General features: G+C 56.2%; 18 protein-coding genes and 1 tRNA gene. 16 read left to right on the forward strand and 3 right to left on the reverse strand.

Features of this window, described 5'->3' with window-relative positions; genetic code table 11:
* Positions 1 to 20: 20 nt before the first annotated feature.
* The 10 genes from uppS to HNQ81_RS10245 all read left to right on the forward strand — a co-directional run bounded on the left by uppS (position 21) and on the right by HNQ81_RS10245 (position 11,114).
* Positions 21 to 770 (forward strand): undecaprenyl pyrophosphate synthase, encoded by a 750-nt coding sequence (gene uppS, locus HNQ81_RS10200; protein WP_183351000.1) that lies wholly within the window; start codon positions 21 to 23, stop codon positions 768 to 770.
* Positions 770 to 1,570, forward strand: coding sequence for a phosphatidate cytidylyltransferase (locus HNQ81_RS10205; RefSeq protein ID WP_183351002.1), 801 nt, complete (start codon positions 770 to 772; stop codon positions 1,568 to 1,570). Before uppS ends, HNQ81_RS10205 begins: the two co-directional genes overlap by 1 nt.
* A complete protein-coding gene (locus HNQ81_RS10210) occupies positions 1,567 to 2,736 on the forward strand; it encodes a 1-deoxy-D-xylulose-5-phosphate reductoisomerase (RefSeq protein WP_183351004.1) in 1,170 nt (389 codons plus the stop codon). Before HNQ81_RS10205 ends, HNQ81_RS10210 begins: the two co-directional genes overlap by 4 nt.
* Positions 2,737 to 2,796: 60 nt before the next feature.
* Positions 2,797 to 3,870, forward strand: coding sequence for an RIP metalloprotease RseP (gene rseP / locus HNQ81_RS10215; RefSeq protein ID WP_183351006.1), 1,074 nt, complete (start codon positions 2,797 to 2,799; stop codon positions 3,868 to 3,870).
* Positions 3,867 to 4,622 (forward strand): tRNA (adenosine(37)-N6)-threonylcarbamoyltransferase complex dimerization subunit type 1 TsaB, encoded by a 756-nt coding sequence (tsaB, locus tag HNQ81_RS10220; protein ID WP_183351008.1) that lies wholly within the window; start codon positions 3,867 to 3,869, stop codon positions 4,620 to 4,622. Before rseP ends, tsaB begins: the two co-directional genes overlap by 4 nt.
* Positions 4,619 to 5,701: a flavodoxin-dependent (E)-4-hydroxy-3-methylbut-2-enyl-diphosphate synthase gene (gene ispG / locus HNQ81_RS10225; protein ID WP_183351010.1), complete on the forward strand. Its 1,083-nt coding sequence runs from the start codon at positions 4,619 to 4,621 to the stop codon at positions 5,699 to 5,701. Before tsaB ends, ispG begins: the two co-directional genes overlap by 4 nt.
* 90 nt (positions 5,702 to 5,791) lie before the next feature.
* Positions 5,792 to 7,504, forward strand: a complete 1,713-nt coding sequence (locus HNQ81_RS10230; RefSeq protein WP_183351012.1) for a proline--tRNA ligase — start codon at positions 5,792 to 5,794, stop codon at positions 7,502 to 7,504.
* Between the two features lie 20 nt (positions 7,505 to 7,524).
* On the forward strand, positions 7,525 to 9,705 hold the full coding sequence (locus HNQ81_RS10235) for a RelA/SpoT family protein (protein WP_183351014.1): 2,181 nt from the start codon (positions 7,525 to 7,527) through the stop codon (positions 9,703 to 9,705).
* A 115-nt stretch (positions 9,706 to 9,820) separates the two neighbouring features.
* Entirely contained in the window at positions 9,821 to 10,156 is a 336-nt protein-coding gene (locus tag HNQ81_RS10240; protein ID WP_183351016.1) for a Smr/MutS family protein, read from the forward strand.
* A gap of 232 nt (positions 10,157 to 10,388) precedes the next feature.
* Positions 10,389 to 11,114: an FKBP-type peptidyl-prolyl cis-trans isomerase gene (locus HNQ81_RS10245; protein ID WP_183351018.1), complete on the forward strand. Its 726-nt coding sequence runs from the start codon at positions 10,389 to 10,391 to the stop codon at positions 11,112 to 11,114.
* A 103-nt stretch (positions 11,115 to 11,217) separates the two neighbouring features.
* Here HNQ81_RS10245 and HNQ81_RS10250 read toward each other — a convergent pair whose 3' ends face one another.
* From HNQ81_RS10250 to HNQ81_RS10260, 3 genes are read right to left on the reverse strand one after another with little or no spacing between them, the layout of a single operon-like run.
* A complete protein-coding gene (locus HNQ81_RS10250; protein ID WP_183351020.1) occupies positions 11,218 to 11,883 on the reverse strand; it encodes an ATPase in 666 nt (221 codons plus the stop codon).
* Complete coding sequence (locus HNQ81_RS10255) at positions 11,870 to 12,637, reverse strand: hypothetical protein (protein ID WP_183351022.1); 768 nt, start codon at positions 12,635 to 12,637, stop codon at positions 11,870 to 11,872. The genes HNQ81_RS10250 and HNQ81_RS10255 overlap by 14 nt, the downstream gene beginning before the upstream one ends.
* On the reverse strand, positions 12,637 to 13,725 hold the full coding sequence (locus HNQ81_RS10260) for an LptF/LptG family permease (protein ID WP_183351024.1): 1,089 nt from the start codon (positions 13,723 to 13,725) through the stop codon (positions 12,637 to 12,639). Before HNQ81_RS10260 ends, HNQ81_RS10255 begins: the two co-directional genes overlap by 1 nt.
* A gap of 711 nt (positions 13,726 to 14,436) precedes the next feature.
* Between HNQ81_RS10260 and HNQ81_RS10265 the strand changes: the two genes are divergently transcribed.
* The 6 genes from HNQ81_RS10265 to HNQ81_RS10290 all read left to right on the forward strand — a co-directional run bounded on the left by HNQ81_RS10265 (position 14,437) and on the right by HNQ81_RS10290 (position 23,648).
* On the forward strand, positions 14,437 to 15,459 hold the full coding sequence (locus HNQ81_RS10265; RefSeq protein ID WP_183351027.1) for a DHH family phosphoesterase: 1,023 nt from the start codon (positions 14,437 to 14,439) through the stop codon (positions 15,457 to 15,459).
* Between the two features lie 138 nt (positions 15,460 to 15,597).
* Complete coding sequence (locus HNQ81_RS10270; RefSeq protein ID WP_244960477.1) at positions 15,598 to 16,827, forward strand: glucose-1-phosphate adenylyltransferase family protein; 1,230 nt, start codon at positions 15,598 to 15,600, stop codon at positions 16,825 to 16,827.
* Positions 16,824 to 18,110 (forward strand): glucose-1-phosphate adenylyltransferase family protein, encoded by a 1,287-nt coding sequence (locus HNQ81_RS10275; protein WP_183351031.1) that lies wholly within the window; start codon positions 16,824 to 16,826, stop codon positions 18,108 to 18,110. Before HNQ81_RS10270 ends, HNQ81_RS10275 begins: the two co-directional genes overlap by 4 nt.
* A gap of 76 nt (positions 18,111 to 18,186) precedes the next feature.
* Positions 18,187 to 18,262, forward strand: a tRNA-Arg gene (locus HNQ81_RS10280).
* A 179-nt stretch (positions 18,263 to 18,441) separates the two neighbouring features.
* A complete protein-coding gene (locus tag HNQ81_RS10285; RefSeq protein WP_183351033.1) occupies positions 18,442 to 19,503 on the forward strand; it encodes a tyrosine-type recombinase/integrase in 1,062 nt (353 codons plus the stop codon).
* 521 nt (positions 19,504 to 20,024) lie between these two features.
* Entirely contained in the window at positions 20,025 to 23,648 is a 3,624-nt protein-coding gene (locus HNQ81_RS10290) for a hypothetical protein (protein WP_205240125.1), read from the forward strand.
* Positions 23,649 to 23,844: the final 196 nt, after the last annotated feature.

The following is a 23,844-nucleotide window of genomic DNA, read 5'->3' on the forward strand; positions in this document are numbered from 1 at the left end:
GGCGGGGTACGAACATTTCTATGCCCAAGGATTCAGCTGTCGATCTCAAGCGCCTGCCCAGGCATGTTGCGATCATCATGGATGGCAATGGCAGGTGGGCGGAAAAGAGACACGAACCCCGCCTTTTCGGTCATAAGGCCGGGGCAGAGTCGGTCCGTGATATTGTCGAGGCAGCACGGGAACTTGGTATTCAGGTGCTGACCCTCTACGCTTTTTCGTCCGAAAACTGGAACAGGCCTGTGCAGGAAGTTTCCGGACTGATGACGATTCTTAAGAAATTTCTTGTTTCTGAGCTATCGCGGATGCAGAAAAACGGCATACGCCTGACATGCATCGGTGAGATGGAAAAACTCCCACAAGGGGTCAGAGAGACCTTGCTGGACTCCATTGCCAAAACTTTCTCCAACACCGAGATGGTACTCAACCTGGCCTTGAGTTATGGGGCCAGGGACGAGATCACCAGGGCAGTCCGCCTGCTGGCTGAGGAATGTGCCGCCGGGCGGGTCAAGCCTTCCGACATCACCATCGAGCAGGTCAATTCCTGTCTGTATACCGCTGATTTACCCGATCCCGACCTGTTGATACGGACCGGAGGCGAGGCCAGATTGTCGAATTTTCTGCTGTGGCAGCTTTCGTATGCCGAGATATATTTCACCGATGTGATGTGGCCCGATTTCCGGAGGGATATCTTCCTGAAGGCGATTGCCGATTTCCAGAAACGAGAAAGAAGGTATGGGCGCACAGGAGCACAACTCAAAAAGAGTCCCTAATGAAACGAGTCGTTCCCGGAATTCTGCTTGCTCTCTGTTGGTTTTTTCTCCTCTTCAAAGGTTCGATCACCCTGTTTGCGGCCGTTATCGCCGTCGTTGCGATCTGGGCCACCGATGAATATGTGCGGATGGCCGGCGGCCAGCGATTTTCCACCCTGCAGCGAATCCTCCTTGACATCATCCTTCCCCTGCCTCTTTTTGCGACCATGATGACAGGGGATGCAGGTACGGGGGCCCTCTATGGACTGCTTTTTGCGTTCGGTCTTCTGGCGATTTTCACTTTCGCCACCTATGCGGATTTTTCCGACAGTTATGATCTCTTCTGTCGGCTGGCCTTTGGAACGATGTATCTCGGGGTGCTGAGCGCCTTTATCCTCGGTCTGCGCCTCCTCCCCGAAGGCGGCGGCTGGCTCCTGGTTGTGACTGCCATCACAGCGGGATCGGATACCGGTGCCTATTACATCGGTCGAGCTTACGGCAAGAGCAAGCTCTGTCCAGTCATCAGTCCCAACAAGACCTGGGCGGGAGCTGTCGGCGGATTTGCCTTTGGTGTACCGGCAGCTGTCCTCTTCGCCGGAATGTTCCTGGTCGATCCTCCGTGGCTCTTCATCACCATCGCGGCCATACTTCTCACCGGAGCCGGGATCGCCGGCGACCTCACCGAGTCGATCATCAAACGGGGTACCGGGGTCAAGGATTCCGGCCATTGTCTTGGTGGTCACGGCGGCATCCTCGATCGTATCGATTCACTCCTTTTTTGTGGTCCGCTCCTTTACTTTCTGCTGGTTGTTGTCCGATGAGGCGGCGAATATCCCTGCTGGGATCGACCGGTTCAATCGGTGTCAATGTCCTCGACATCGTTCGCCGTTTTCCTGATCGATTCAAGATTGTCGGTCTCGCGGCTGGCTGTAATGTCGAGTCCCTCGCTGCACAGATCCTTGAGTTTTCTCCTGAATCCATCTCCATCTGCGATGAGCGGCACGCAAAACTTCTCCAAGACAGACTGCCCTCCGTCTGGCATAACCGGATTTTCTGGGGCGACGAGGGCAACCAGATAGTTGCCGCCCATGAAACGGCTGACATGACTGTCTCGGCGATTGTCGGTGCGGCCGGACTGAAACCGACCCTGGCGGCGATCATGGCCGGTAAGGATGTCGGTCTGGCCAACAAGGAGACCCTGGTCATGGCCGGCAGGATCGTCATGGACGCGGTTGCGGCGCAGGGAGTGCGGATGCTGCCGGTGGATTCCGAACACAGCGCCATATTTCAGGCCCTTCAGGCTGGGCGGCGAGAGGATGTGAAAAAAATCATTCTGACCGCATCCGGCGGACCATTCCGAGGGAAAACGCCTGAGCAATTGCAGCGGGTAACTATGGAGGACGCCCTCAATCACCCGAAATGGAAAATGGGGCGGAAGATATCGATTGATTCGGCGACATTGATGAACAAGGGGCTTGAGGTCATCGAGGCGAAATGGCTGTTCGGAACACCGGTCGACGACATCGAGGTCCTGGTCCATCCCCAGTCGATCGTCCATTCCCTGGTGGAGTTCCAGGATGGATCCGTGATCGCCCAACTCGGCATTCCCGATATGCGCATCCCGATAACTTACGCCCTGTCTTACCCTGAACGCCTGGCTTTGCCCCTACCTTCGTTGAATTTAGCCGAATGCGCCAGATTGGACTTTTACCAGCCTGACCGCCGTTCCTTCCCGGCCCTGGATCTGGCCTTCGACGCCCTCCGCTCCGGAGGAGTCCAGCCTGCGGTCCTCAATGCCGCAAATGAGATTGCTGTCGAGGCATTTCTGCAGGACCGCATTGATTTTACCTCCATCGTCGATATAGTATCCTCCACTATGGACCGGATGCAGGGTGGCAGTGAAGAAAATCTCGAAGATATCCTTGAGGCCGATGTTGAGGCACGCCGCCGGGCATCAGTCCTCTCCGGTCTGGCCGTACGCCGCTGACCTTCCTCTTTCCCTGTTACTGCAGCCATGAAATAATCCCTCTGCAGGGGCCGAATATTTATGAATACAATAGCTTCTTTTATCCTGGTTCTGGGTGTCCTCATCTTCGTTCATGAACTGGGCCACTTTATCTTTGCCAAGCTCTTTGGGGTGCGGGTCCTCAAATTCTCCCTCGGGTTCGGTCCCAGACTTGTCGGCAAGGTGGTCGGCGAAACGGAGTATGTCATTTCGGCCTTTCCTCTCGGCGGCTTTGTCAAGATGTTCGGCGAAAACCCTGATGAGCAGGAGATCAGTGAGGCTGACCGGAGGGTTTCCTTCTCGCACAAGTCGGTGGCGGCGAGATTCTGCATCGTTCTCGCCGGGCCGCTGTTCAACCTGTTGTTTGCCGTTGTGCTGTTCTTCGGTCTGTTCATTGCCATTGGTGTTCCGCAGCCGGTCGACACCACCCTGGTCGGGAAAGTCAACGAAGAATCGCCGGCCTATACCGCCGGTCTCAAGACCGGTGACGAAATCCTCAGTATCGACGGCAGATCGACCGTTCATTGGGAAGACGTTCTCGAAGGTGTCAAACGAAGCGAGGGGCGGCAGCTGACGATGGTCATCCGGCGGGGCCAGGAGGAGATCACGCTGTCGGTCGTGCCGCAGCGTGACAGCGTCAAGAACGTCTTCGGCGAGGAGGTCGAGCAGCGGTACATGATCGGCATCGTCAAGGATGACAAGGTCGAGTACCAACGGGTCGGTCCGGTCCAGGCCTTTATCGATGCCTGCCGCCAGACCTGGATGTATGTTTGGCTGACGGCCATGGGGTTCGTCAAGATCCTGCAACGGGTGGTGCCGGCGTCGGAACTCGGCGGGCCGATCCTTATCGCCCAGATCGCCGGCGAGCAGATGAAGGCCGGATGGATAAATCTGGTCTATTTCATGGGACTGCTCAGCGTCAATCTCGGCATCCTCAATCTCCTGCCGATCCCTGTGCTCGATGGCGGCCACCTGGTCTTCCTCTCCATCGAGGGGGTTCTGCGCCGGCCGGTGCATGAGCGGGCCCAGATCATCGCCCAGCAGGTCGGCATCGCCCTCCTCGGCGCCCTGATGATCTTTGTCTTCTACAACGATATCATCAGGATCCTGCAGTGAGCCAATCGGGTTACCCTCTGATACTGGCCATCGAGACGGCCACGCCGTGCTGCTCGGTGGCGATCACCGAAGGCGGTCAGCAAGGCGGCCGGGTCCTCGCCGCCTTGACCCTGTGCGGCACCGTGACCCACTCGCAGCGGCTTCTGACCAGGATCGGGCAACTGCTCGAGGAGACGGCCGTGACCTGGTCGATGCTCGACGGGGTTGCGGTCAGTATCGGCCCGGGCAGTTTCACCGGGCTGCGGATCGGCATGGCGACGGCAAAGGGGCTGGCCTTCGCCGGCAACCGGCCGCTCCTTGGTGTCTCGACCCTTACCAGCCTGGCCTCGTCCTGCAGCTCCGCCAAGAAGATCTGTGCGGCTCTCGATGCCCGCAAAAAGCAGGTGTATGCCGCCTTTTTTCGCCGCTCGCCCTCCGGGAGGCTGGAGCAGAACACGGCAACGGTCGTGGTCGCCCCCGAACAGCTGGCCGCAGGCATCGGCGAGCCGGTCTACATGGTCGGCGATGCCGTCGCCGTCTATGGAGAATATTGGCGCGAGGTCCTCGGGGATCGCTACGAAGCGGCTCCCGCTCAGCTGCATCTGCCATCGGCGGCGTCCCTCGGCCTGATTGCCGCCGAACAGCTGCAGCGCGGCGAACTGCTTCATCCCGGATCGGCCGTCCCCCTGTATGTCCGGGCCTCGGAGGCGGAGCTTAACCTGGCGGCGACGGGAACCGGTCGTCTGCCGCAGCGTGCAACGATACAGCCATGATCAGACGACGGCAGACGCGAGAGATCGCCATCGGCGCGGTCAAAATCGGCAATGGTCACCCGGTGTCGGTCCAGTCGATGACCAATACCTATACGACCGATGTCGAGGCCACGGTGGCCCAGATTCACCGCCTTCAGGCCGCCGGCTGCGACCTGATCCGGGTGGCGGTGCCGGATATGGCGGCGGCGGCGGCGCTGCGCCCGATCCGTGATGCCATCGCCATTCCGCTTATCGCCGACATCCATTTCGATTCCCGCCTGGCCGTGGCGGCGATGGAGCACGGCGCCCAGGGCATCCGCATCAACCCCGGCAACCTCGGCGGCAGCGATAAGCTCGCCCGGGTCGTGGCGGCGGCGAAACAGCATCATGTGCCGATCCGGGTCGGGGTCAACAGCGGGTCGATTGAAAAGGATCTGCTCAAGGCCCACGGCTATCCGACGGCGGACAACCCGAAGGCCCTGATCGCCAGCGCCCTCCGCAATGTCCGGCTGATCGAGGACCTCGGCTATGACGCGCTGAAGATCTCCATCAAGTCCTCCGATGTGTTGACGACGATCAACGGCTATCAGCAGCTGTCGCAGGAGACCGATTATCCGCTGCATCTCGGGGTGACCGAGGCCGGCGGCCTGATCGCCGGCACCGTCAAATCGAGTGTCGCCCTCGGCATCCTGCTCAGCCAGGGGATTGGCGACACCTTCCGGGTGTCGCTGACCCGCGACCCGGTCGAGGAGGTCCGGGTCGGCTTTGAACTGCTGCGGTCGCTGAAGATCCGGGAGCGTGGGCCGGAGCTGATCTCCTGCCCGACCTGCGGCCGGACCCGGATCGATCTTTTCGGTCTGGCGGAACAGGTCGAGCAGTATGTCCAGACGATGACCGTCCCGCTCAAGGTGGCGGTGATGGGATGCGTGGTCAACGGCCCGGGGGAGGCGCGCGAGGCCGACATCGGCGTCGCCGGCGGCCACGGTGTCGGCATTATCTTCAAAAAGGGTGAGATATTCAGGAAGGTTGCCGAACACGATCTGCTTCAGGTCTTCCTTGCCGAACTGAAAAAGATGGAAGATGAAGGGCAAAAAACCTGAAAATCTGGTACATTCCTTTCGTCTTTGATGCGTTGCCGGGCGGTCGGCAGCGGCCGAGTAATAGAACTTTCAACCACTATCCGATTGCATATGCGCTATTCACAGCTGTTTTTGCCGACATTGAAGGAAACTCCGGCCGAGGCCGAAGTCGTCAGCCATCGCCTGATGCTGCGGGCAGGATTCATCCGCAAGCTCAGCGCCGGAGTCTATACCTATCTGCCCTATGGACTTGCGGCATTGCGCCGCGTCGAGCAGATCGTCCGCGAGGAGATGAACCGCGCCGGGGCCCAGGAACTGCTGATGCCGATGGTACAGCCGGCGGACCTGTGGAAGGAGACCGGCCGTTACGACAAATATGGTCCGGAACTGCTGCGGTTTGTCGATCGGCACGAGCGGGAATCCTGCCTGGGGCCGACCCATGAGGAGGTTATCACCGATATCGTCCGGCGGGAACTCCATTCTTATCGTGACCTGCCGGTCAACTTCTATCAGATTCAGAGCAAGTTCAGGGACGAGATCCGGCCACGGTTCGGTTTGATGCGAGGCCGGGAGTTCGTGATGAAGGACGCCTATTCCTTCGATGTCAGCGACGAGCAGGCCGAGGCCAGCTATATGAAGATGTTCGAGGCCTACCGGCGGATCTTCACCCGCTGCGGACTCAACTTCCGCGCCGTACAGGCCGATTCGGGGGCGATAGGCGGTAATTTTTCGCATGAATTCATGGTATTGGCTAAGACAGGCGAGGATACGATCGTTGTCTGCACGGCCTGTGAATACGCCGCCAATATGGAAAAGGCCGAGGTCCGGATGCCGGCCACGATCGAGGTGGAACCCATGCTCGATACCGAAAAGGTCGAGACCCCGGGCAAGCGCAAGGTCGAATCGGTCTGCGAGTCTCTCGGTATCCCGCCGTCGCGGCTGATCAAGACGATGATCTACCTCGCCGACGGCCTGCCGGTGGCGGTGCTGGTCCGGGGCGATAGGGAGGTCGAGGAGGTCAAGCTGAAGAACCTGCTCCAGGTCGCCGATGTCGAACTGGCCGACGACAAGCAGGCCTTCGACGCCACCGGCGTGCCGACCGGCTATATCGGTCCGGTCGGTCTCGGCCTCCGGGTCGTGGCCGACCAGGAAGTAGCTCTGATGCGCAATGCCGTCACCGGCGCCAACCAGAAGAACTATCACCTCAAAAACGTCAATCCCGGCCGCGATTTCCAGGCCGAGGCCTTCACCGATCTGCGCCAGATCACCACCGACGACCCCTGCCCGGTCTGCGGCGGGTGTCTGGAACTGACCGAGGGCATCGAAGTTGGCCATATTTTCAAATTGGGGACTTCCTATTCGGAAAAGATGCAGGCGATGTTCCAGGACAGTGACGGCAGCGAGAAGCCGTTTGTCATGGGATGCTACGGCATCGGCGTCAGTCGGGTTGTCGCCGCTGCGATCGAACAGAACCATGACGACAACGGCATCATCTTTCCCGTGCCGCTGGCACCGTTCAAGGCGATCATCCTCGATCTCGATCCCCGGGACGAAAGAATTGACGGCGCTGCTCAGGATCTGTACAGGGGACTGACTGCAAAAGGGATCGAGGTGCTGCTCGACGACCGGGATGAGCGACCCGGCGCCAAGTTCAAGGATGCCGATCTCCTCGGCATCCCTTACCGGATCACGGTCGGCAAGAAATATCTGCAGGACGGGTTCGTCGAGCTGCGCGAGCGGAAGGGCGGAGAGGTCGAAGAACTGTCTCCGGAGCAACTGCTGACGGTGCTGCCGCCCAGGATTGCCGAAGCGATCAACCGATAACCTCGAAAATGGCCGTTTGCATGCCAGAGGCAACGTTCAATCCCCAGGGTCTAAAGATCCTGGCCGCCAACTATCTGCAGGATGTCGATCTGTCATTGATCGATAAGGCTTGGGATGTCGTGGTCAAGGTCCATGACGGCCAGAATCATTTTTCTGGCGAGCCGTACCTGATGCACGCCCTCAACGTCGCGTCGATGCTGGCTTCCATGCACCTCGATCTCGATACGATCCTGGCCGGACTGCTGCACGGGGTGTTGAAGGAAGGGGTGATTGTCGAGGAACTGGAGGAAAAATTCGGTCACGATGTCGCCGCCATCGTCAACGGCTCGACCCGCATCACCGAGGTCCAGTACGACAGCAAGCTGGCGAGCCAGGCCGAGAACGTCCGCAAGCTGCTCCTCGCCATTGCCGCTGACATCCGGGTCCTCCTGGTGAAGCTGGTCGATCGCCTGCAGGATATGTTCCTGCTCGATTCCGTCGATCGGGAAACCCAGATGGATAAGGCCCGGGAGACGATGGACCTGTATGCGCCCCTGGCCAGTCGTATCGGCATCGACTGGATGAAAAGGGAATTGGAGGACCTCTCCTTCAAGTACCTGCATCCGCAGGAGTATGCCGACCTTGCCGGGAGACTCGAGAACTCCCTGGACGAGCGGCAGCGGTATGTCGACGAGGTCATCGGCATCCTCCACGACAAGCTGGCTGAGAGCGATATCACGGCGGTCAGAATCATCGGCCGGCCGAAGCACCTCTATTCGATCTACAAGAAGCTGGTGGTCCAGAACATACCCCTGGAAAGAGTCTACGACAAGGTGGCCTTCCGCATCATCGTCGAAACGGTCAGCCAGTGCTATGAGGCCCTGGGGGTCATTCATGCCAACTGGGCGCCGGTTCCGGGGAGGATCAAGGATTTCATCTCCTCGCCCAAGGCCAACAACTACCAGTCGATGCACACTACGGTTGTCGGGCCGAGCGGCCATTTCATCGAGATCCAGATCCGTACCGAAGAGATGGATCGGGTGGCCCAGGAAGGGGTTGCCGCCCATTGGGCCTACAAGGAAGGGCAGAAGGTCAGCACCAGCGATGCCCGGCTCTTCCGCGAATTGAAGAAGCTGGTCAAGTCGCTGCACGAGGTCGAAGATCCGCGCGAATTCCTCGACAGCGTCAGGGGCGAACTGTACGAGCCGGATATCTTCGCCCTCACCCCCGGCGGCCAGGTCAAGGAACTGTCGATCGGCAGCTGCCCCATCGATTTCGCCTACGCCGTCCACACCGAGGTCGGCGATCACTGCGTCGGCGCCAAGGTCAATGGCCGTCTGGTCCCACTCAAGCATCATCTGCAGACCGGAGATATCGTCGAGATCATCACTTCGCCGAACCAGCGGCCGCGTCGCGGCTGGCTCGACCTCGTCAAGACCAGCCGGGCCAGATCGCGGATCCGCAACTGGCTGCGGAAGGAGGAGAAGGAAAAGGCTCTCAAACTCGGTCGCGAAATCTGCGAGCGGGAGTTGCGGAACAACAACACGACCTTCCGCAAGATCGTCAAGAGCGGTCATATCCGGCTTCTTTTGAAGACACTGCACTGCAATACGCTTGATGATATGCTGATCAAGGTCGGCAGCGGTGCAATTACCCTGGGGACCCTGGTGAAGGCTCTGCAGCCGCCGGAACTCCAGCAGGAGAAAGAAAAGACGGCGGCCGAACTGCCGCCGGCGGCGCTGGCGGCCCAGATGGTCAGCCAGCAGCCATCGGACAAGGGGCCGGGGAAACCGGGGATCAGCATCGACGGCATCGACGGCATGCTGGTCAAGATCAGCCAGTGCTGCAGCCCGGTGCCGGGAGATCCGATCGTCGGCTTTATCACCACCGGACGGGGTGTCTCGGTCCATAAGGCCGATTGCGGCAATCTCCTGAGCACCGATCCGCTGCGCTGGATCAAGGTTTCCTGGGACGGCATCGAGGATAAGCATTACAAGGTCGGTATTCACGTCAGCGCCGAGAATACCCGCGGGATCTTCGCTGCAGTCAGCTCGGCGATCAGCGCCGACAATGCCAATATCCTCGAGGTGGCGGCCCATGTGACTCCGGCCGATATTGCCGATCTTACCATCACCATCGAGGTCGCCAACCTCGATCACCTCCACTCCTTGATGCAGCATCTGCGGCAGATGGAGCATGTGATTACCGTGCGGAGGCTCTAGGCGGCAGGTGACGGTCTGTCAAGTCTGCGGCAACGAGATTGGGCGAGGCAGCCTGTCCTGCAGATTCTGCGGCAGCAGACAGGAAGGGGAATCTCAACCGGGCAGGAAACCGTTTATGAAAAAGGCGGTCAACCTGAAGCGCGGTCGCCCTACTGTCGAAATCGCCCTTGGTCGATTGGCGGTGGAGATCGAAAATGCCAGGAGTGAGGGCGTCAGTGTGCTGATCCTGGTCCATGGATACGGGTCGAGCGGCAAAGGAGGGATCATCCGTGAGGAATGCCGGAAGCTCCTGGAGCATTTGCGCCGGCACAAAGAGATCAATGATTTTGTCCCCGGCGATGGCGGCGGCAAATCGGGACCGGTCAAGGCACTGTTCCGCCGCTACCCCATCCTTCGCCATGATCGCGAGCTTGCTGCCCCCAATCCCGGTATCACTACGGTGGTCCTGTAGCCGCGCCGCAACCGCCTTGCCTTTCTCAGTAACATGTGGCTGTAGAGAGAATAATGCAGGCGGAAACATTGACAGATGTATTTTTACTGTAGATACAGTATAGGGAAGAATTCGTTTCTGGATGATGGTTTTTCCGGTTATTTTGCCGGGGAACCGTCGTCGAATGGCAGCAAAAAAGAGAGGCGCCGGACGCGACGCCTGCATATCTGTCCAAGGACAAAAGGAGTAAGGAATGAAAAGAATCATACTACTGATCGCCGTCAGTCTGCTATGTGGTGGCCCGATGGCCGTCGTCGCCGCAGAGCAGGCCAAGGAAGCAGGGAAGCTTTCTACATTTCAGGAAAAATTGAGCTACAGCATGGGGCTGGATGTAGGCACCTATTTCAAGGGCATGGGTGACGATATCGCCATCGATACCCTGATGAAGGGGATTCAGGATGCCTATGGCGGTTCGGAGAAACTCCTGACCGAGGAGGAGATAGCCGCCGTACAGAAGGAGTATGCCGAGAAGATGCAGGCCCGTCAGGCCCAGAAGATGAAAGAGCTGCAGGAAAAGAACAAGAAGGCCGGTCTTGCCTTTCTGGAAGAGAACAAGAAGAAAAAAGGAGTTGTCGTCACCAAAAGCGGTCTGCAGTATGAGGTGCTGAAGCAGGGCGACGGTCCCAAGCCGAAGGCGACCGACACCGTCAAGGTCGATTATGTCGGTACCCTGGTCGACGGCAAGGAATTCGACAATTCGATCAAGCGGGGAGAGCCGGCCGTGTTCTCGGTGGGCCAGGTCATCCCCGGTTGGAGCGAGGCCCTGCAGTTGATGAACGTCGGGTCGAAGTACAAGATAGTCATCCCCTCCGACCTGGCGTATGGCGACAACGGCGCCCCTCCTGTCATCGAACCTGGGGCTGTTCTAGTCTTCGAGGTTGATCTGCGCTCCATCGAACAACCGGCGGCAAAGAAATAAAAGCCTCTTTTTCGTACGATAATGGCAAAAGGCCTGCAGGATATTCCTGCAGGCCTTTTTTTATCCCTGTCTGCCGACTCGGGAGGGGGCGAACACCCGGTTTTCAGCCGGGTTGCTCGCCGATGAGGGCGAGTGAACCCTTGAGTCCTTCGAGCAGGACGAATCGGCCGAGCGGCACCAGGTTGCAGGGGAAGGAGCGGATGAAGAGGGGATTGGAGCAGAGACCGCCGGAAAGATAGAGTCGGTCGGGTTTGCCGGCGAAATCGTAGGCATTGAGGGCAATCCCCTTGACGAACCTGGCCACCGCCTCGGATTCGCTCTGGCCGTTGATCACCGCATCGAAGATGTGGCTCATCCCAAGGACGCCGCAGGTCACCGAGAACGACGAGGCCGGTACGGCGAGTGAGGAGAAGTCGAGGTCGTAGTATTTCTCCAGCAGTTCGATGGTAAAGCCCATCGAGGCGCCGCACTCGGCGTTCCATCCCATGTCCTTGACCTGTCCATGCTCGTAACGGACGAACTTGATGTCCCGGCTGCCGCAATCGAGCAGAGTATAACAGTCTTCGCGGATCAGCCGTTCGCCTCCTCGGGCCAGAGCGGTCAACTCGTTGACGTAGTAGTCGGCATATTTTCTGCCGTTATGGCCGGTGGCAATGTCCACCCGCCAATCGCGGTTGAATTCCCGGGTGGGGATGACCCGTGGGCCGGCTCCTTCCTGCGAGGTGTCGAGGAGCTTGATATAGGAAGTGCCGAAATCAGCGAGGAGCACAGCCGACCCCCGACAGTTCGAGAAACGCCTGGATCTTGGACTTGGCGCTGTTGCCGACGGTCACGTCGCAGTCGAGGTACAGCCCGCGGGGATGCCGTCGCGCCAGATGCTGGGCCAGGGCCGTCTTGGCACAGAAGGATTGGGCGAAGAAGACGGTCGGCACATCTGGGTTGTAATGCTCCTCCAGCGCCTTGTTGTCAGGGGTCTTGTTTTCCATGCAGCGTGCCCAGCCGTAAACATGGGTGGTGTCGGGAAAGAGGGCGAGCAGGGAAAAGTCCCGTGGCGGCACTCCCCAGAAACCGGCAGAGGGAAGACAGGGAGGGGCGTCGACAGCCGGCTTCGTTTTCCGCACTGCCGCGGTGATGGCCGACATCTTGTCGACAAGCGGCATCCTCGTCCGGCACAGGGGGGTGCCGAAATCGACGCGGTCCCGGTTCCTGGTCGGGATGACGGTGGTGCCGGGCAGAAGATCGGCCAGGATGGTGGCGGTATGGAGGGCGCTGTCGCATTTGCCGGGACCGACATCGATGTAGATCCGGTCCAGTTCGAGGGTCATGGCATTGATCACCACGGTCCGCAGGATAGCACAGTACACCCGGGGCAGATGCGGCGACGCCGCGTCAATATCCTTCCTGATGATGGGCTCGTCGAGATCGAAGACCTGCGCGCCGCTCTCTTCGAGCATGCCGATGATCGCCAGGGGAGGAATGCCGACGATCCCGGCTCGCATTGTGTCGTTGATGATTTCCTTCATTACTGGTCCTGCATTCTCAGGAGATAGATGCCGATGCCGGCGAAGATCAGGTGGATGATGGCGGCGGCGAACAGCGGCGGGATATAGGCCGCCCTGGCCAGGGACTGGAGGGCGCCCCACGCCCCCCAGGCGAAGAAGGCGAGGCCGCAGCTGGCGGGGATGGCGATGGAGAGATCGCGGCCCCATTTCTGGTAGGAAATGAGCAGGATCGGGAGTCCCAGCAGGAGCAGCGGGAAACCGAGAAAAATATAGGAGATCCGGCTCAGGAATTCCGCCCAGGCACGATGTTTTTCGTGGTTGGTTTCCTTTTTGAATATGTCGAGAAAGAGCCCGGTCAGAGATAACTCGGCCGACTGGTACTCGGGGACGAGAAAGTTTTCCGGATGTTCGGGGAGCGTGGTTTGCCAGTACTCGAAATTCCTGACCTTGTAGGTCGCATCTTCGTTGGCCACCTGGATCTGTCCTTCCTTCAGTATCCATTCGCCCCGTTGTTCACTCCAGTCCGCCCAGTTGGCGCTGATCAGGGTCCGGATATTGTAGTTTTCGTCCCAGCGGGAATAGGAAAAGTTCTTGAAGACATACGTGCCGGTGTGCGGCCATTCGAAGGAATAGAAACCTTCGCTGCCCTTGTAATAAAACCGGCCGTTCCGGTGGATGCCGAGGGGCACCTTGCCCTTGACCTGTTCGTACCAGATGTTGTTGGTCGCCGAGATGGTCTTGGGCAACAGGAACTGGGCCGCTGCCAGAAAAAGCAGAGTAAGGCAGAAACCGCCGATGAGCAGGGGCTTGACGATCAGTTTGAGGGGGATGCCGCCGGCTTTCATGGCGTTGAGTTCCCGGGTGTGATTGAGGATGCCGAGAGTGATGACGCCGGAGAGGAGAACGAGGATCGGCCCGATCTGGTCGATGATGAAGGGGATGTTGAGGAGAAAGAATTTCATCGCCAGCACAAAGGATTTTCCGGCCCTCGAAAAGTTGTCGATCTTCTCGAAAAAATCGATCAGCAGGTAAATGGCGACGAAGGCGACATTGACGGTGAAAAAATATTTAATGAATTGACCAAGAAGGTAGCGGTCGAGCAATTTCAAGGCGATATGGCTCCGTTGAGGGTAATGGCGTCGTGCTGGGACTGTCTTCGGTGCAGGGGGCGGCGTATGGGAGGAAGGCGAAACTGCGTGGCACCCTTTCGGTACGAATGTGGTCCCGGCGTGAGGAAGAAAACAATCCGGCGGTTGAACGATGTTGACATGTTTCGGCAGCGACCCCGGTAACGGCCAGGAGATCGTCAAGACGGGAAGAGGATTTCCCGCCAATCCAGTCTAGGTACCATTGTCGGCACCGTGCGTCAAGGACCTTCCACAGTGGTCCGAAAGGCCGCTCCGGCGGAGGGCGCGTTGTCTGGCGGAAGGGGAGGGCGGCGGCTAAACCTTGCTTTTTTAAAAATCCGTGTGCTATATTAAACCCCTGTGGCGATGCTTGCGAGCCGGCTGGGATCAACGGCCGGAAACACCAGGCATCAGGCTGACCCGCTCCATTCATACCAGGTGTGACGGCGGGGCTGAAACTTCAAGGAGGTGGCTGGCAATTCCGGCTATTGCAGCATCGGCGCCACAATGCGAACCTCGGGGACAACTCGGGGGGATCTGTTGCGTCGGTGGCGGGCTGTATCGGCGGTGATGATCCGGGCTGCTCCTAATTGTTTGCGTTGAGCCCTGTTTGTGCGCCTGTTTCCCCCGCAAGGACGGTCAGCAGGTTTGTGCTGCGCGATCCTTCTATACCGGATGCCAATGCTGTAGCATATGGCAAAAAATCATAAAAACGTTGTCTCATCCCTCGGCACGATTGCTTCGAAACAGACCGCGAAAGAACGCCTTCAGGCATTCTGGAATGTCTTCGACAAGGATGACGACGTCCTTGTGGTGATCAATGCCGATCCGGACGCTCTGGCCGGTGCCATGGCCGTCAAGAGACTGCTCCGTTACCGGGTCAAGAACGTCGTCATCGCCCACCCCAACGAAATTCGCCGCCTCAACAACGTCGCGATGGTCGAACGGCTGAAGATCCCGATCGAACGGCTGAACACTATCAAGATCAATGATTACAGCAAAAAGGTCATGGTCGACTCTCAGCCCGATCATCTGCCCTGTTTCGAAAAAATCTATTTCGATGTCATTATCGATCATCATCCGCCGACCAGCAAATGGGAGGGCGTTCGGTTTGTCGACATCCGCGCCGATTACGGCTCGACGTCGACCATGATGGTCGAGTACCTCCGGGCTGCCGAACTGAAACCCTCGGTCTCTCTGGCAACAGCGCTGTTTTACGGCATCAAGGTCGATACTGAGAATTTTGAGAAGAAATCGTTGCTGGCCGACGGCATCGCCTTTCGCTACCTCTTCAATATTGCCAACCGGGACCTGGTTCGCAAATTTGAACTGACGGACCTGAGGCGCTCCGAACTCCGCTATTTCACTCTCGCCCTGCAGGAATTGAAATACTCCAAGCGGCGCTATTATACCCATCTCGGCAAGGTTCGCAGTCCTGACGTCTTGGTGATCATTGCCGACTTTCTCAATCATGTGGGCGAGATCGACTGGGTGTTCGTCTCCGGAATCCATGGCGAGAGGCTGATTGTGATCTTCCGTTGCGACGGCTATCGCAAGAGTGCCGGCAAACTCGCCACAAGGATATTCAGTTCGGTCGGGTCCGCGGGAGGACATAAGGAGGCGGCACGGGCCGAAGTGCCGTTGAAAAACCTTGCCCTGGGGGACCGGCCATTCAATTCAGACAGCCTGAAACGACTGATCGGCAGCCATATCTGAGTTGATCCGGTGGTGGCAGGGTTGAAAGCGGCGGTTGCCTGAAGATGGGTATTGCGCTGGGTTCATCCTCGCTCAACAACGTTACCTGTATGCATCTGATTAATGGGGGAATGAATGCTGAAGCCGACGACACTCGCAATGATTCTGGCGGGAGGCCGGGTCGACGAGCTCAACGTGTTGACCTATTACAGGCCGAAATCGGCCTTGCCATTTGGTGGTTTCGGCAGGGTTATCGATTTCGCCCTCAGCAACCTGATGAACTCCGGTATCGAACGGGTTGCGATCCTCAGCCAGTACCGCAGTTATTCATTGATCAACCACATCGGCACCGGCGCAGCCTGGGACATGCTTGGCCGCAACCGCGGCATCTCGATCCTCCCTCCCTATATCGGTTCGGACCAGACTAACTGGTACCGCGGATCCGCCGATGCGGTCTACAGGAATATCGATTTCGTCCAGTATTATGAACCGGAGCAGATTCTCATCCTTTCCGGCGACCACATCTACAAGATGGACTACCAGCATCTGATCGCCTATCATCGCGAAAAGGATGCCGACCTGACCATGGGGGTCATCCGGGTGAGGCCGGATCAAGCCCACAGATTCGGGATCGCCGCGCTCGATGACGAGGATGGGGAGCGGGGCGGCAGGGTTACATCCTATTGGGAAAAACCGAAAGAGCCCGAATCGGATTGGGCCTCGTTGACGGTGCTCTGTTTCAAGCCCGAGGTGATGTACCGGCTGCTGAACGAGAATCAGAACGATGCTTCATTCGAGTTCGGGCGGGATATCATCCCCAGGCTGATGAAGGCCGGGGGACGAGTCTATGCCTACAAGTTCTGCGGTTACTGGGGATATACCCGGACCATCGAGGAATACTGGCAGTCCAACATGGATCTGCTGGGCCGGGATCCGTGCATAGACATGGAGAAATGGGGCTTTCGAACCAACCTCGATCATCGCGGCATCCGCGATTTCCAGCCGGTGGTGATCGGCGACGACGCCACGGTGCATGACAGTCTGGTGTACAACGGCAGTGTGATCGACGGCACGGTGCGGCGATCGATCATCTTCCCCGGCGTCAGCGTCGAAAAAGGGGCGGTGGTCGAGGATTCGGTCCTCTTCTTCAACAACCACATCGGTCGCAATTGCCGACTGAGCAAGGTGGTCGCGGATGTCAACAACACCTTCGGCGAGGGAGTTGTGGTCGGCGCCGAGGCCGGACGGCAGGCGGAGGCGGTGACGGTCGTCGGTTGGAACAACATCGTTCCCAATCAGGTCGTCATCGGCGAAGGGGCCACGGTCTATCCGCTTCTGGGGAGCGGGCGGTGGAAGAAGGTGATAGCAGCGGGGGAGGTGCTCAGATGATTGCAGCGAAAGAAGCTCTGGTTCTCCTTCTTGCGGGCGGTGTCGGCAGTCGGCTCAACATCCTGGTGCAGAATCGGGCCAAGCCGGCCGTGCCCTTCGGCGGCATCTACCGGATCATCGATTTCAGCATGAGCAACGTGGTCAACTCCGGTCTGAAAAAAGTCGGGGTGCTGACCCAGTACAAACCCTTGTCGCTGATGAGTCATCTCGGCGCCGGCGAGGCCTGGGACCTGACCGGCCGGACCCGCGGTGTCAAGATCCTGCCTCCCCGCACCGGATCGAAGGACTCCGACTGGTACAAGGGGACGGCCGATGCTATCCGCCGCAATATCGACTTCATAGAATCGAATCCAACCGATGAGGTGGTGATCCTGTCCGGTGATCATATCTATCATATGGATTTCGATGCGATGATCGAATACCATCGCTCGAAGAAGGCCGACGTCACGGTGGCGATGATGGTGGTGCCGAAAAGCCAGATCCATCAGTTCGGGGCGGGCATCACCGATAACCGCAACCGGATTGTCGAATGGGAAGAGAAGCCGAAGGTGCCGCGGACCAACCTGGCCTCGATGGGGATTTACGTCTTCGATCGCCGGTATCTTCTCGATTCCCTGGCCCGGGACAAGAAGGATGTGGATTTCGGCATGCATATCCTGCCCCATGCCATTGCCAATGACAACACCTTTGCCTATCCTTTCTACGGTTATTGGCGTGATGTCGGAACGATCCAGGCCTACTGGGAAGCCAATATGGACATCATCAGGAAGGAGAGCGGTATTTCCCCGGAAAAATGGCGGATACGAACCAATTTCGAGGCCGAGGGGCGGGCGGCGGATCGTCCGCCTGTCCGCTTCGGGGCCGAGGCGCAGGTGCAGACCTCGCTGATCTCTTCGGGGTGCGCCATCCACGGCACCGTGATCAACTCGGTGCTGTCGCCGGGGGTGGTGGTGGAAAAGGGTGCGGTCGTCCGCAACTCCATCCTCTTTTCGGACTGTATCGTCAGGAAGAAGGCGATCGTCGACCTGGCGATCTTCGACAAAAATGTGGAGACCGGGGAGGGGGCGCAGATCGGGGTCGGCGACGACCACGACACCCCCAACCGCCAGCATCCGAAGCATCTCTACACCGGGATCACCCTGGTGGGAAAGGGCGTCGGCATGCCGGCCGGTGTCAAGGTCGGCCGCAACTGCGTCGTCGATTCCTACTGTCGCCGAGAAGCGTTCAGCCACAAGAAAATCGCCACCGGCGCAAGCCTGTCGAAGGACGGTGCAATCAGCTGAAACCAGGCGCTGGAGCGGAAAATTATTGCGGTTTTGCAAAATGAAGGTAATATTCCGCACGTTCTGAAGAACATACGCCCCCGTAGCTCAGTGGATAGAGCACAGGATTCCTAATCCTGGTGTCGCGCGTTCGATTCGCGCCGAGGGCACCAATGCCAAGAAGGGGTTAGCCAGGGATAATAACTGGTTAACCCCTTTTTTGTTGCCGAAAGCCACCCCTTGTTTTTGCTGTTTTTTGCTTTATATTGCTCTATTATGATAATCAAATGGAACAAAAGTGGAACAAAAATGGAACAATAATCCATGAAAAAATGGGTGAGGATTCAATATTATGGCACGTATTCAACCTCGAAATGGGAAAACTCGAACAACATATACAGCCACTGTTAGAGTAAAAGGGCAACCTTCCATATCACGAACCTTCGATACCAAAGGAGAGGCGAAAAGCTGGGCGGCCGAGGTAGAAAGGCAAATACGGATGGGGCGCTACCAAGATGTGCGGCCAGCAGAAAACCTCACTTTCGCGGATGCTTTGAGCCAATATCTGGCTCGTGTGTCAACCACCAAACGGCCAAATTCCGAGAGCCGTGATAAAATATCGGCAAAAGCACTGATTGCAGGGTTCGGTTCGGACATTTCCCTGGCGGCCATAAATCCTCAGCGTCTGGCAGAATACCGTGACAAGCGTATACAAACTGTTTCTCCGTCGACTTTCCAAAAAGAATTCGCCCTTGTCTCTCATCTGTTTAATGTAGCACGGCGTGAGTGGGGCCTACCGGTGGACAATCCGGTGCCACAAGTACGACGTCCAAAAGTAGATAATAACCGCACACGCTTTCTTACGAAGGAAGAAGCACAGAGATTGTTGGATGTAGCCAAAACCAGCCGAAATACAAAGCTCTATCCGTACCTACTTCTACTCATGCATACAGGCATGCGGCCAAGTGAAGCAGCAGGTTTGCAGTGGGGGGATGTCGATTTGGATGGACGCCTTGTAAAACTTCAAGTCACCAAAACCGATATGCGGTATGTTCCGCTTACTGAAATGGCGGAAAACGTTCTTCGATCAATCAGACCGAAAGAAGCACAGATGGAGACCTATGTTTTTCTTCCTCATAGCAGTAAAGAGGCTCGGAAAGTTCTCGATATTCCCTGTAACCATTTCAAACGTTCATTTGGAACAGCAAGAAAAAAAGCAGGACTTGATGACCTCCACCTCCATGATCTAAGGCATACCGCTGCCAGTCATCTCCTTATGGCCGGTGTAGATATCAGAACACTCGCGGAAATTCTTGGACACAAGACAATGCAAATGGTGCAGCGGTATACCCATCTCCTTAATGATCACAAGTTGAAAGCGGTTGATCGGATTAATTCTTTGGGGTTGGAATAGGAGAACATCTATTGTCGTTGAAGGCTTCATATACGTATCCTCAGTAACAACTTAACCTGACGATATTTGACATTGGTTTTGATTGCCATAAGAAAGTTAAATACATTTGATTTAATGTGTTAATAATATCCAGTGAAATCGATTCAATGGAAATTTTTTGTAATATCAAATTTTATTCTATTCTTAGATATCAAGAAACCATAGATTTACCTCTTCCTGGTGACACTTGACCGGGAATCGTGCCCCTGATCAGAATACATATTGGAACCACAACCATAGATATGAGTAATCCCGGAAAGTCATCTGGCGAATTGAGCAGCTCCGATAAGTTTACATCTTCGCATGTGAAAACAGGCGAAATAGTTGATCACGTCCGGAAGATACTCGCATTTATCGTCAAGAATCCAAACATATTTGGGGCTGGGGACATTTACAATGTTCGTTTTCAGAGTCCGCTAAAGTTGGCCGGGATTCTGACTGCAGTGTTGACGGGATTGGTTGACACCGACCGGGGGCCGGTCGTGGAAAAATTTGTAGTGATAGGCCCTCCTGGATTGAACGCCGAATATTGTGAAGGAGAGATCTGGAACGGAATTGCCAATACTTTTCAACTGCTTGATCAAGGCGCGATGGAGCCAAGCGAAGAGGCTCGGCTGAAGAGGCGCTTTCAGCTAGTCGTCGCATCTGATCGACGAATCAGTTCTGCATTAGACATAATTAGGATACAGCCTGAATATACGGTTATCATAGTCGCAGATGCGGCAATCTACAGGGATGACAGCATTGAGCCGTACATCCCAGCCGGCGCATCATCTCCGCTTCAACCAGAAGACGTATGGGTGCCCCAATTGCACGCTTTGGCAACCGAAGCGATCAAGCTTGTACAGGAGTACAATCTCTATGTTGCAATCGACGCAAATCAATTCAGCCCAAGCAGAAAAGATCTTTCCGACCTCCTGCTTTCGATCGAGGGGTGCGGCGTGATGGGTTCAAGCAGCGTGAACTCTCCAGACAGTATTCTAGCAACTCGGGTAGATCAATGGGATGCATGGATTCGCGAAGGGCGTCTTGGCCAAGTTTTTCTTGACATCGAGCGACTCCCGGCCAATCTAGATAGCAACAAGCCGGGCCTGCGCATCCAGGCACTATACAAAGCCGGCCACTTACTTGAGGCCCTGAAAGCAATCCGCCAGGAAATCGCGCTTGGTCCTGAGTTGGATGCACCGACGAGAGTGAAGTTCGCTAGAATTGCGCAAGATGCAAATGCTTCAAGGTTTGCAGTAGAAATCCTATCACCAGCCATCGCCGAACTTCAGAGTCAAGAGGACCTTGAGAGCGCGCTCGCAACAGCGCAAGACGCTGGCTCGACTGAACTGGAAAAAGAAGTTGTAGAACGCCTCGCTGAGTTATTTCCTGGAAGTCCAGGTCTTCGACGACGCCTCCTTCGTACTCTTCTTGCTAACCGTGATTATGCGGGTGTAGCTGCCATATTGGCCAAGGAATCGGACGGTAAATCTGAATTCTACAGCACTCTCGCATGCTTCCTCTCAGGAAACGATATACCCGACTACAGGAGCCTTATTGCTCTAGCTGGCGGCGATACATCACAGGCCGATACCTATCGAATGGCGTGCGTCAGCGATGCGCTATCACGCAAGCTTATTTCTCACGCATTTGAACTCGCGATGCCGCTCCCAAGCACGCCAGATAAAATAGAGCGTGGCGAAAAGCTCCTGGTACGGATTCTCGAGCACATTCTGCTCTTTAATGACAGGGATGGAGTACTGCCCGTGCAGAGGGAAGATTTTCAGGCGGCCGTCCAATCCTTAATTGAGCGACTGGCCGCCAATCCGGAAAACCAAGGGCTTAGAGCTAGCCTCGCCCACCTCATCCAACCAACCGTCGCAGGAACAATGGGCTTGGGCCTAATGGCTTTCATAGTGCTTAACTTGGCCTCCCGGCCCGTTCGTTTAGTAAAGAGAAAATTCCTCGGTAAGGCTGACGCTAACTGGTTCGATGAACACAAGTCCTTCCTAAGTGCAGCGTTTGAGTGGATGGGGAATGAAGGGATGATAGTGATCGGGAGATCTACCTTTCCTGAGCCTCTGTTGACCGAACCGGCAGATGAAGTTGTGTCCGCTGTTACCAATTTGCTAACTCATGCGCCTCTTAAATCGGAGGAAGATGTCAATACTCATTTGTCCTTGCTCGCGCTGGGAACCTCGGTGACTCCGCATTGTTCGGATCCTGACTATGACCTGCAAATGATGAGGTTGGTGGCGAGTAGGTTTGCCATTTCTGGCCGCACTCAGGCAGCCCGAGATCTCGTCGAGCAAATACTTTTAAACAGTACGGCCACACCAAGCCGAAGACGTCTGGGCTGGTTCGCAATGGCAGATGTCTACCATCATTGCCACAATCATTTAGAGGCATTCCTCGCCATGGCATGTACTCTTGTCGCGAACGATGCAGGAGACGAGGATCAGGTGTGGTATGAAATAACCGGTATGGCCAGGCTTTTTCGAGATTCCGGGCTTCACAGTCAAGCGCGAATAGTGATCCAAAAAGGGCGCGATATCCTTCAACGCATGAGTCTCTTGGACGATTACTCCCACAGGCTAGATACGCTTGACCTTCAAATTCGCCAGATGAAATTGCAGATCGGCAGTTCTGCAAGAGCTGACCTTGAGGTTCTCCTCGAGGACGTTGTGCGAAACAGTGCAACAGTACTAAATAATAACGATTTTACAGCACCGGCGGCAGCCCTGCTGGGTCAACTTATCCGTCAAGCGATAGAAATAGATGCGGTGATCCCGGCAGAAGCAAATGAGGTGTACGCTAAACTGCTTAAGCATACAAAGGGAGGCCTATACTCCATGATCAGCACGATGTCGGCGGATGCCCCCTCAGCTGAAGAGTTACTTGCAATAACAAAAACAAGTACTTCTGCTCGATATTCAGATGACGTCGGCTACGACATACGCAACGCTGTGATTGTCGCGAGCCGTGCACTCAGTAAGGACCATTATATATCCGATGCGGTTAACACCTCCTTCGCTTTAGAAGTTCTTGCAGATCGAGGAGTCGGGGTGCCAGGCTGGGACGAAGTTTCTGCTCCCCCCCCTTCCCTCCAAAATATCGATGAAGCCGCGGAAATCGCTCGCTCGATTTCGCGTGAGGGTATCAGTGTCGTTCAAGCCGGGTTCGACGCCTCCGGGCGTCTCGTAAGGGTCAGTACTGTCGATGGACACATAGAAACCCCTGTGCGAGAATCTGACAACGTAATACTCGCGGAGCGTTTTAAAATCTGGTCGAAAAGATACCCGTATACTTATGGCATCGACGGGGAATCGCTAAACCTGTTCTACACGACCACTGCTGACCTCCGATTATCGAGCCTGCCTCCAGGGCCAGTTCTTATTGTAGCGGACGTTAGATTCCAGCCTTTCCCACCGAACCTTCTCTATGTAGATGAAGAATTCGCTGGCCGCACAAGAGCAATGGCGATGGCGCCATCTCTGTCATGGTTGCGGGCCGCACGTTTAAAAGGAATGATAGGAGATGGACGACTCTGCTCTTGGATTTCCAGCGCAATCGGTACGTCTGAGAGCCACACTCTTTCAATGATTGCACAACGCCTTGAGGCGACGTTTAACCAATACGGCTTTATAGTCGATACCGGTCCGACACTTCCTGCCGCCTTTGCAGATGCGAGTCTTGCTGTGATCACTGCACATGGCGGGGTTCATCCAGAAGGGCGCTACTTTCAAGTCGTATCAGACGAAGGTATCCTAAGGGTGACTTCGAGGGATCTGGCCAACTCGCTCCGAAACGTCGGCATCGTGATCCTTTTTGTGTGTAGTGGTGGCCGTGCTGACCAACACCCAGGAGCACACACTACGCTTGGATTAGCCAAGGATATACTGGATCGAGGCTGTGCCGCAGTCATCGCATCGCCATGGCCACTCGATGCGCGAATTCCCTCCCATTGGTTGCCAATATTTCTAAAACACTGGTCACAAGGTGCTCGATTGATCGAGGCAAATTTCTACGCCAACAAAACAGTAGACCAATATTTCTCGCAGGACCCAGCACGAGGGTTAGCGATGACCATCTTTGGTAATCCTGCGCTACGAAGGACTTGATAAAAGTTTTTCATGACTATTAAACCCATAAAATTTATATACTATTTTGTGAGAAGAGGACGCATACATTGTTCTATTGGTGGGGGTGAAATTGCCAATACTAGATATTAATTCTTAGATTCCCTTTAACTTTAGTATAACTGCTGGATGCTTTGTGGAGTCCTCTCTTTTTGGCTTGTAGCTGAAAAAACTACAT

Source organism: Desulfoprunum benzoelyticum (assembly GCF_014201505.1).
Taxonomy (GTDB): Bacteria; Desulfobacterota; Desulfobulbia; order Desulfobulbales; family Desulfocapsaceae; genus Desulfoprunum; species Desulfoprunum benzoelyticum.

What these genes read in the sequence shown, in the direction of transcription:
- rseP (WP_183351006.1), top strand. Translation starts at nt 2,797, where the DNA reads ATGAATACAATAGCTTCTTTTATCCTGGTTCTGGGTGTCCTCATCTTC.
- ispG (WP_183351010.1), top strand. Translation starts at nt 4,619, where the DNA reads ATGATCAGACGACGGCAGACGCGAGAGATCGCCATCGGCGCGGTCAAA.
- HNQ81_RS10265 (WP_183351027.1), top strand. Translation starts at nt 14,437, where the DNA reads ATGGCAAAAAATCATAAAAACGTTGTCTCATCCCTCGGCACGATTGCT.
- HNQ81_RS10255 (WP_183351022.1), bottom strand. Translation starts at nt 12,637, where the DNA reads ATGAAGGAAATCATCAACGACACAATGCGAGCCGGGATCGTCGGCATT.
- HNQ81_RS10270 (WP_244960477.1), top strand. Translation starts at nt 15,598, where the DNA reads ATGATTCTGGCGGGAGGCCGGGTCGACGAGCTCAACGTGTTGACCTAT.
- HNQ81_RS10245 (WP_183351018.1), top strand. Translation starts at nt 10,389, where the DNA reads ATGAAAAGAATCATACTACTGATCGCCGTCAGTCTGCTATGTGGTGGC.
- HNQ81_RS10210 (WP_183351004.1), top strand. Translation starts at nt 1,567, where the DNA reads ATGAGGCGGCGAATATCCCTGCTGGGATCGACCGGTTCAATCGGTGTC.
- HNQ81_RS10240 (WP_183351016.1), top strand. Translation starts at nt 9,821, where the DNA reads ATGAAAAAGGCGGTCAACCTGAAGCGCGGTCGCCCTACTGTCGAAATC.
- HNQ81_RS10235 (WP_183351014.1), top strand. Translation starts at nt 7,525, where the DNA reads ATGCCAGAGGCAACGTTCAATCCCCAGGGTCTAAAGATCCTGGCCGCC.
- HNQ81_RS10230 (WP_183351012.1), top strand. Translation starts at nt 5,792, where the DNA reads ATGCGCTATTCACAGCTGTTTTTGCCGACATTGAAGGAAACTCCGGCC.
- HNQ81_RS10275 (WP_183351031.1), top strand. Translation starts at nt 16,824, where the DNA reads ATGATTGCAGCGAAAGAAGCTCTGGTTCTCCTTCTTGCGGGCGGTGTC.
- HNQ81_RS10205 (WP_183351002.1), top strand. Translation starts at nt 770, where the DNA reads ATGAAACGAGTCGTTCCCGGAATTCTGCTTGCTCTCTGTTGGTTTTTT.
- uppS (WP_183351000.1), top strand. Translation starts at nt 21, where the DNA reads ATGCCCAAGGATTCAGCTGTCGATCTCAAGCGCCTGCCCAGGCATGTT.
- HNQ81_RS10285 (WP_183351033.1), top strand. Translation starts at nt 18,442, where the DNA reads ATGGCACGTATTCAACCTCGAAATGGGAAAACTCGAACAACATATACA.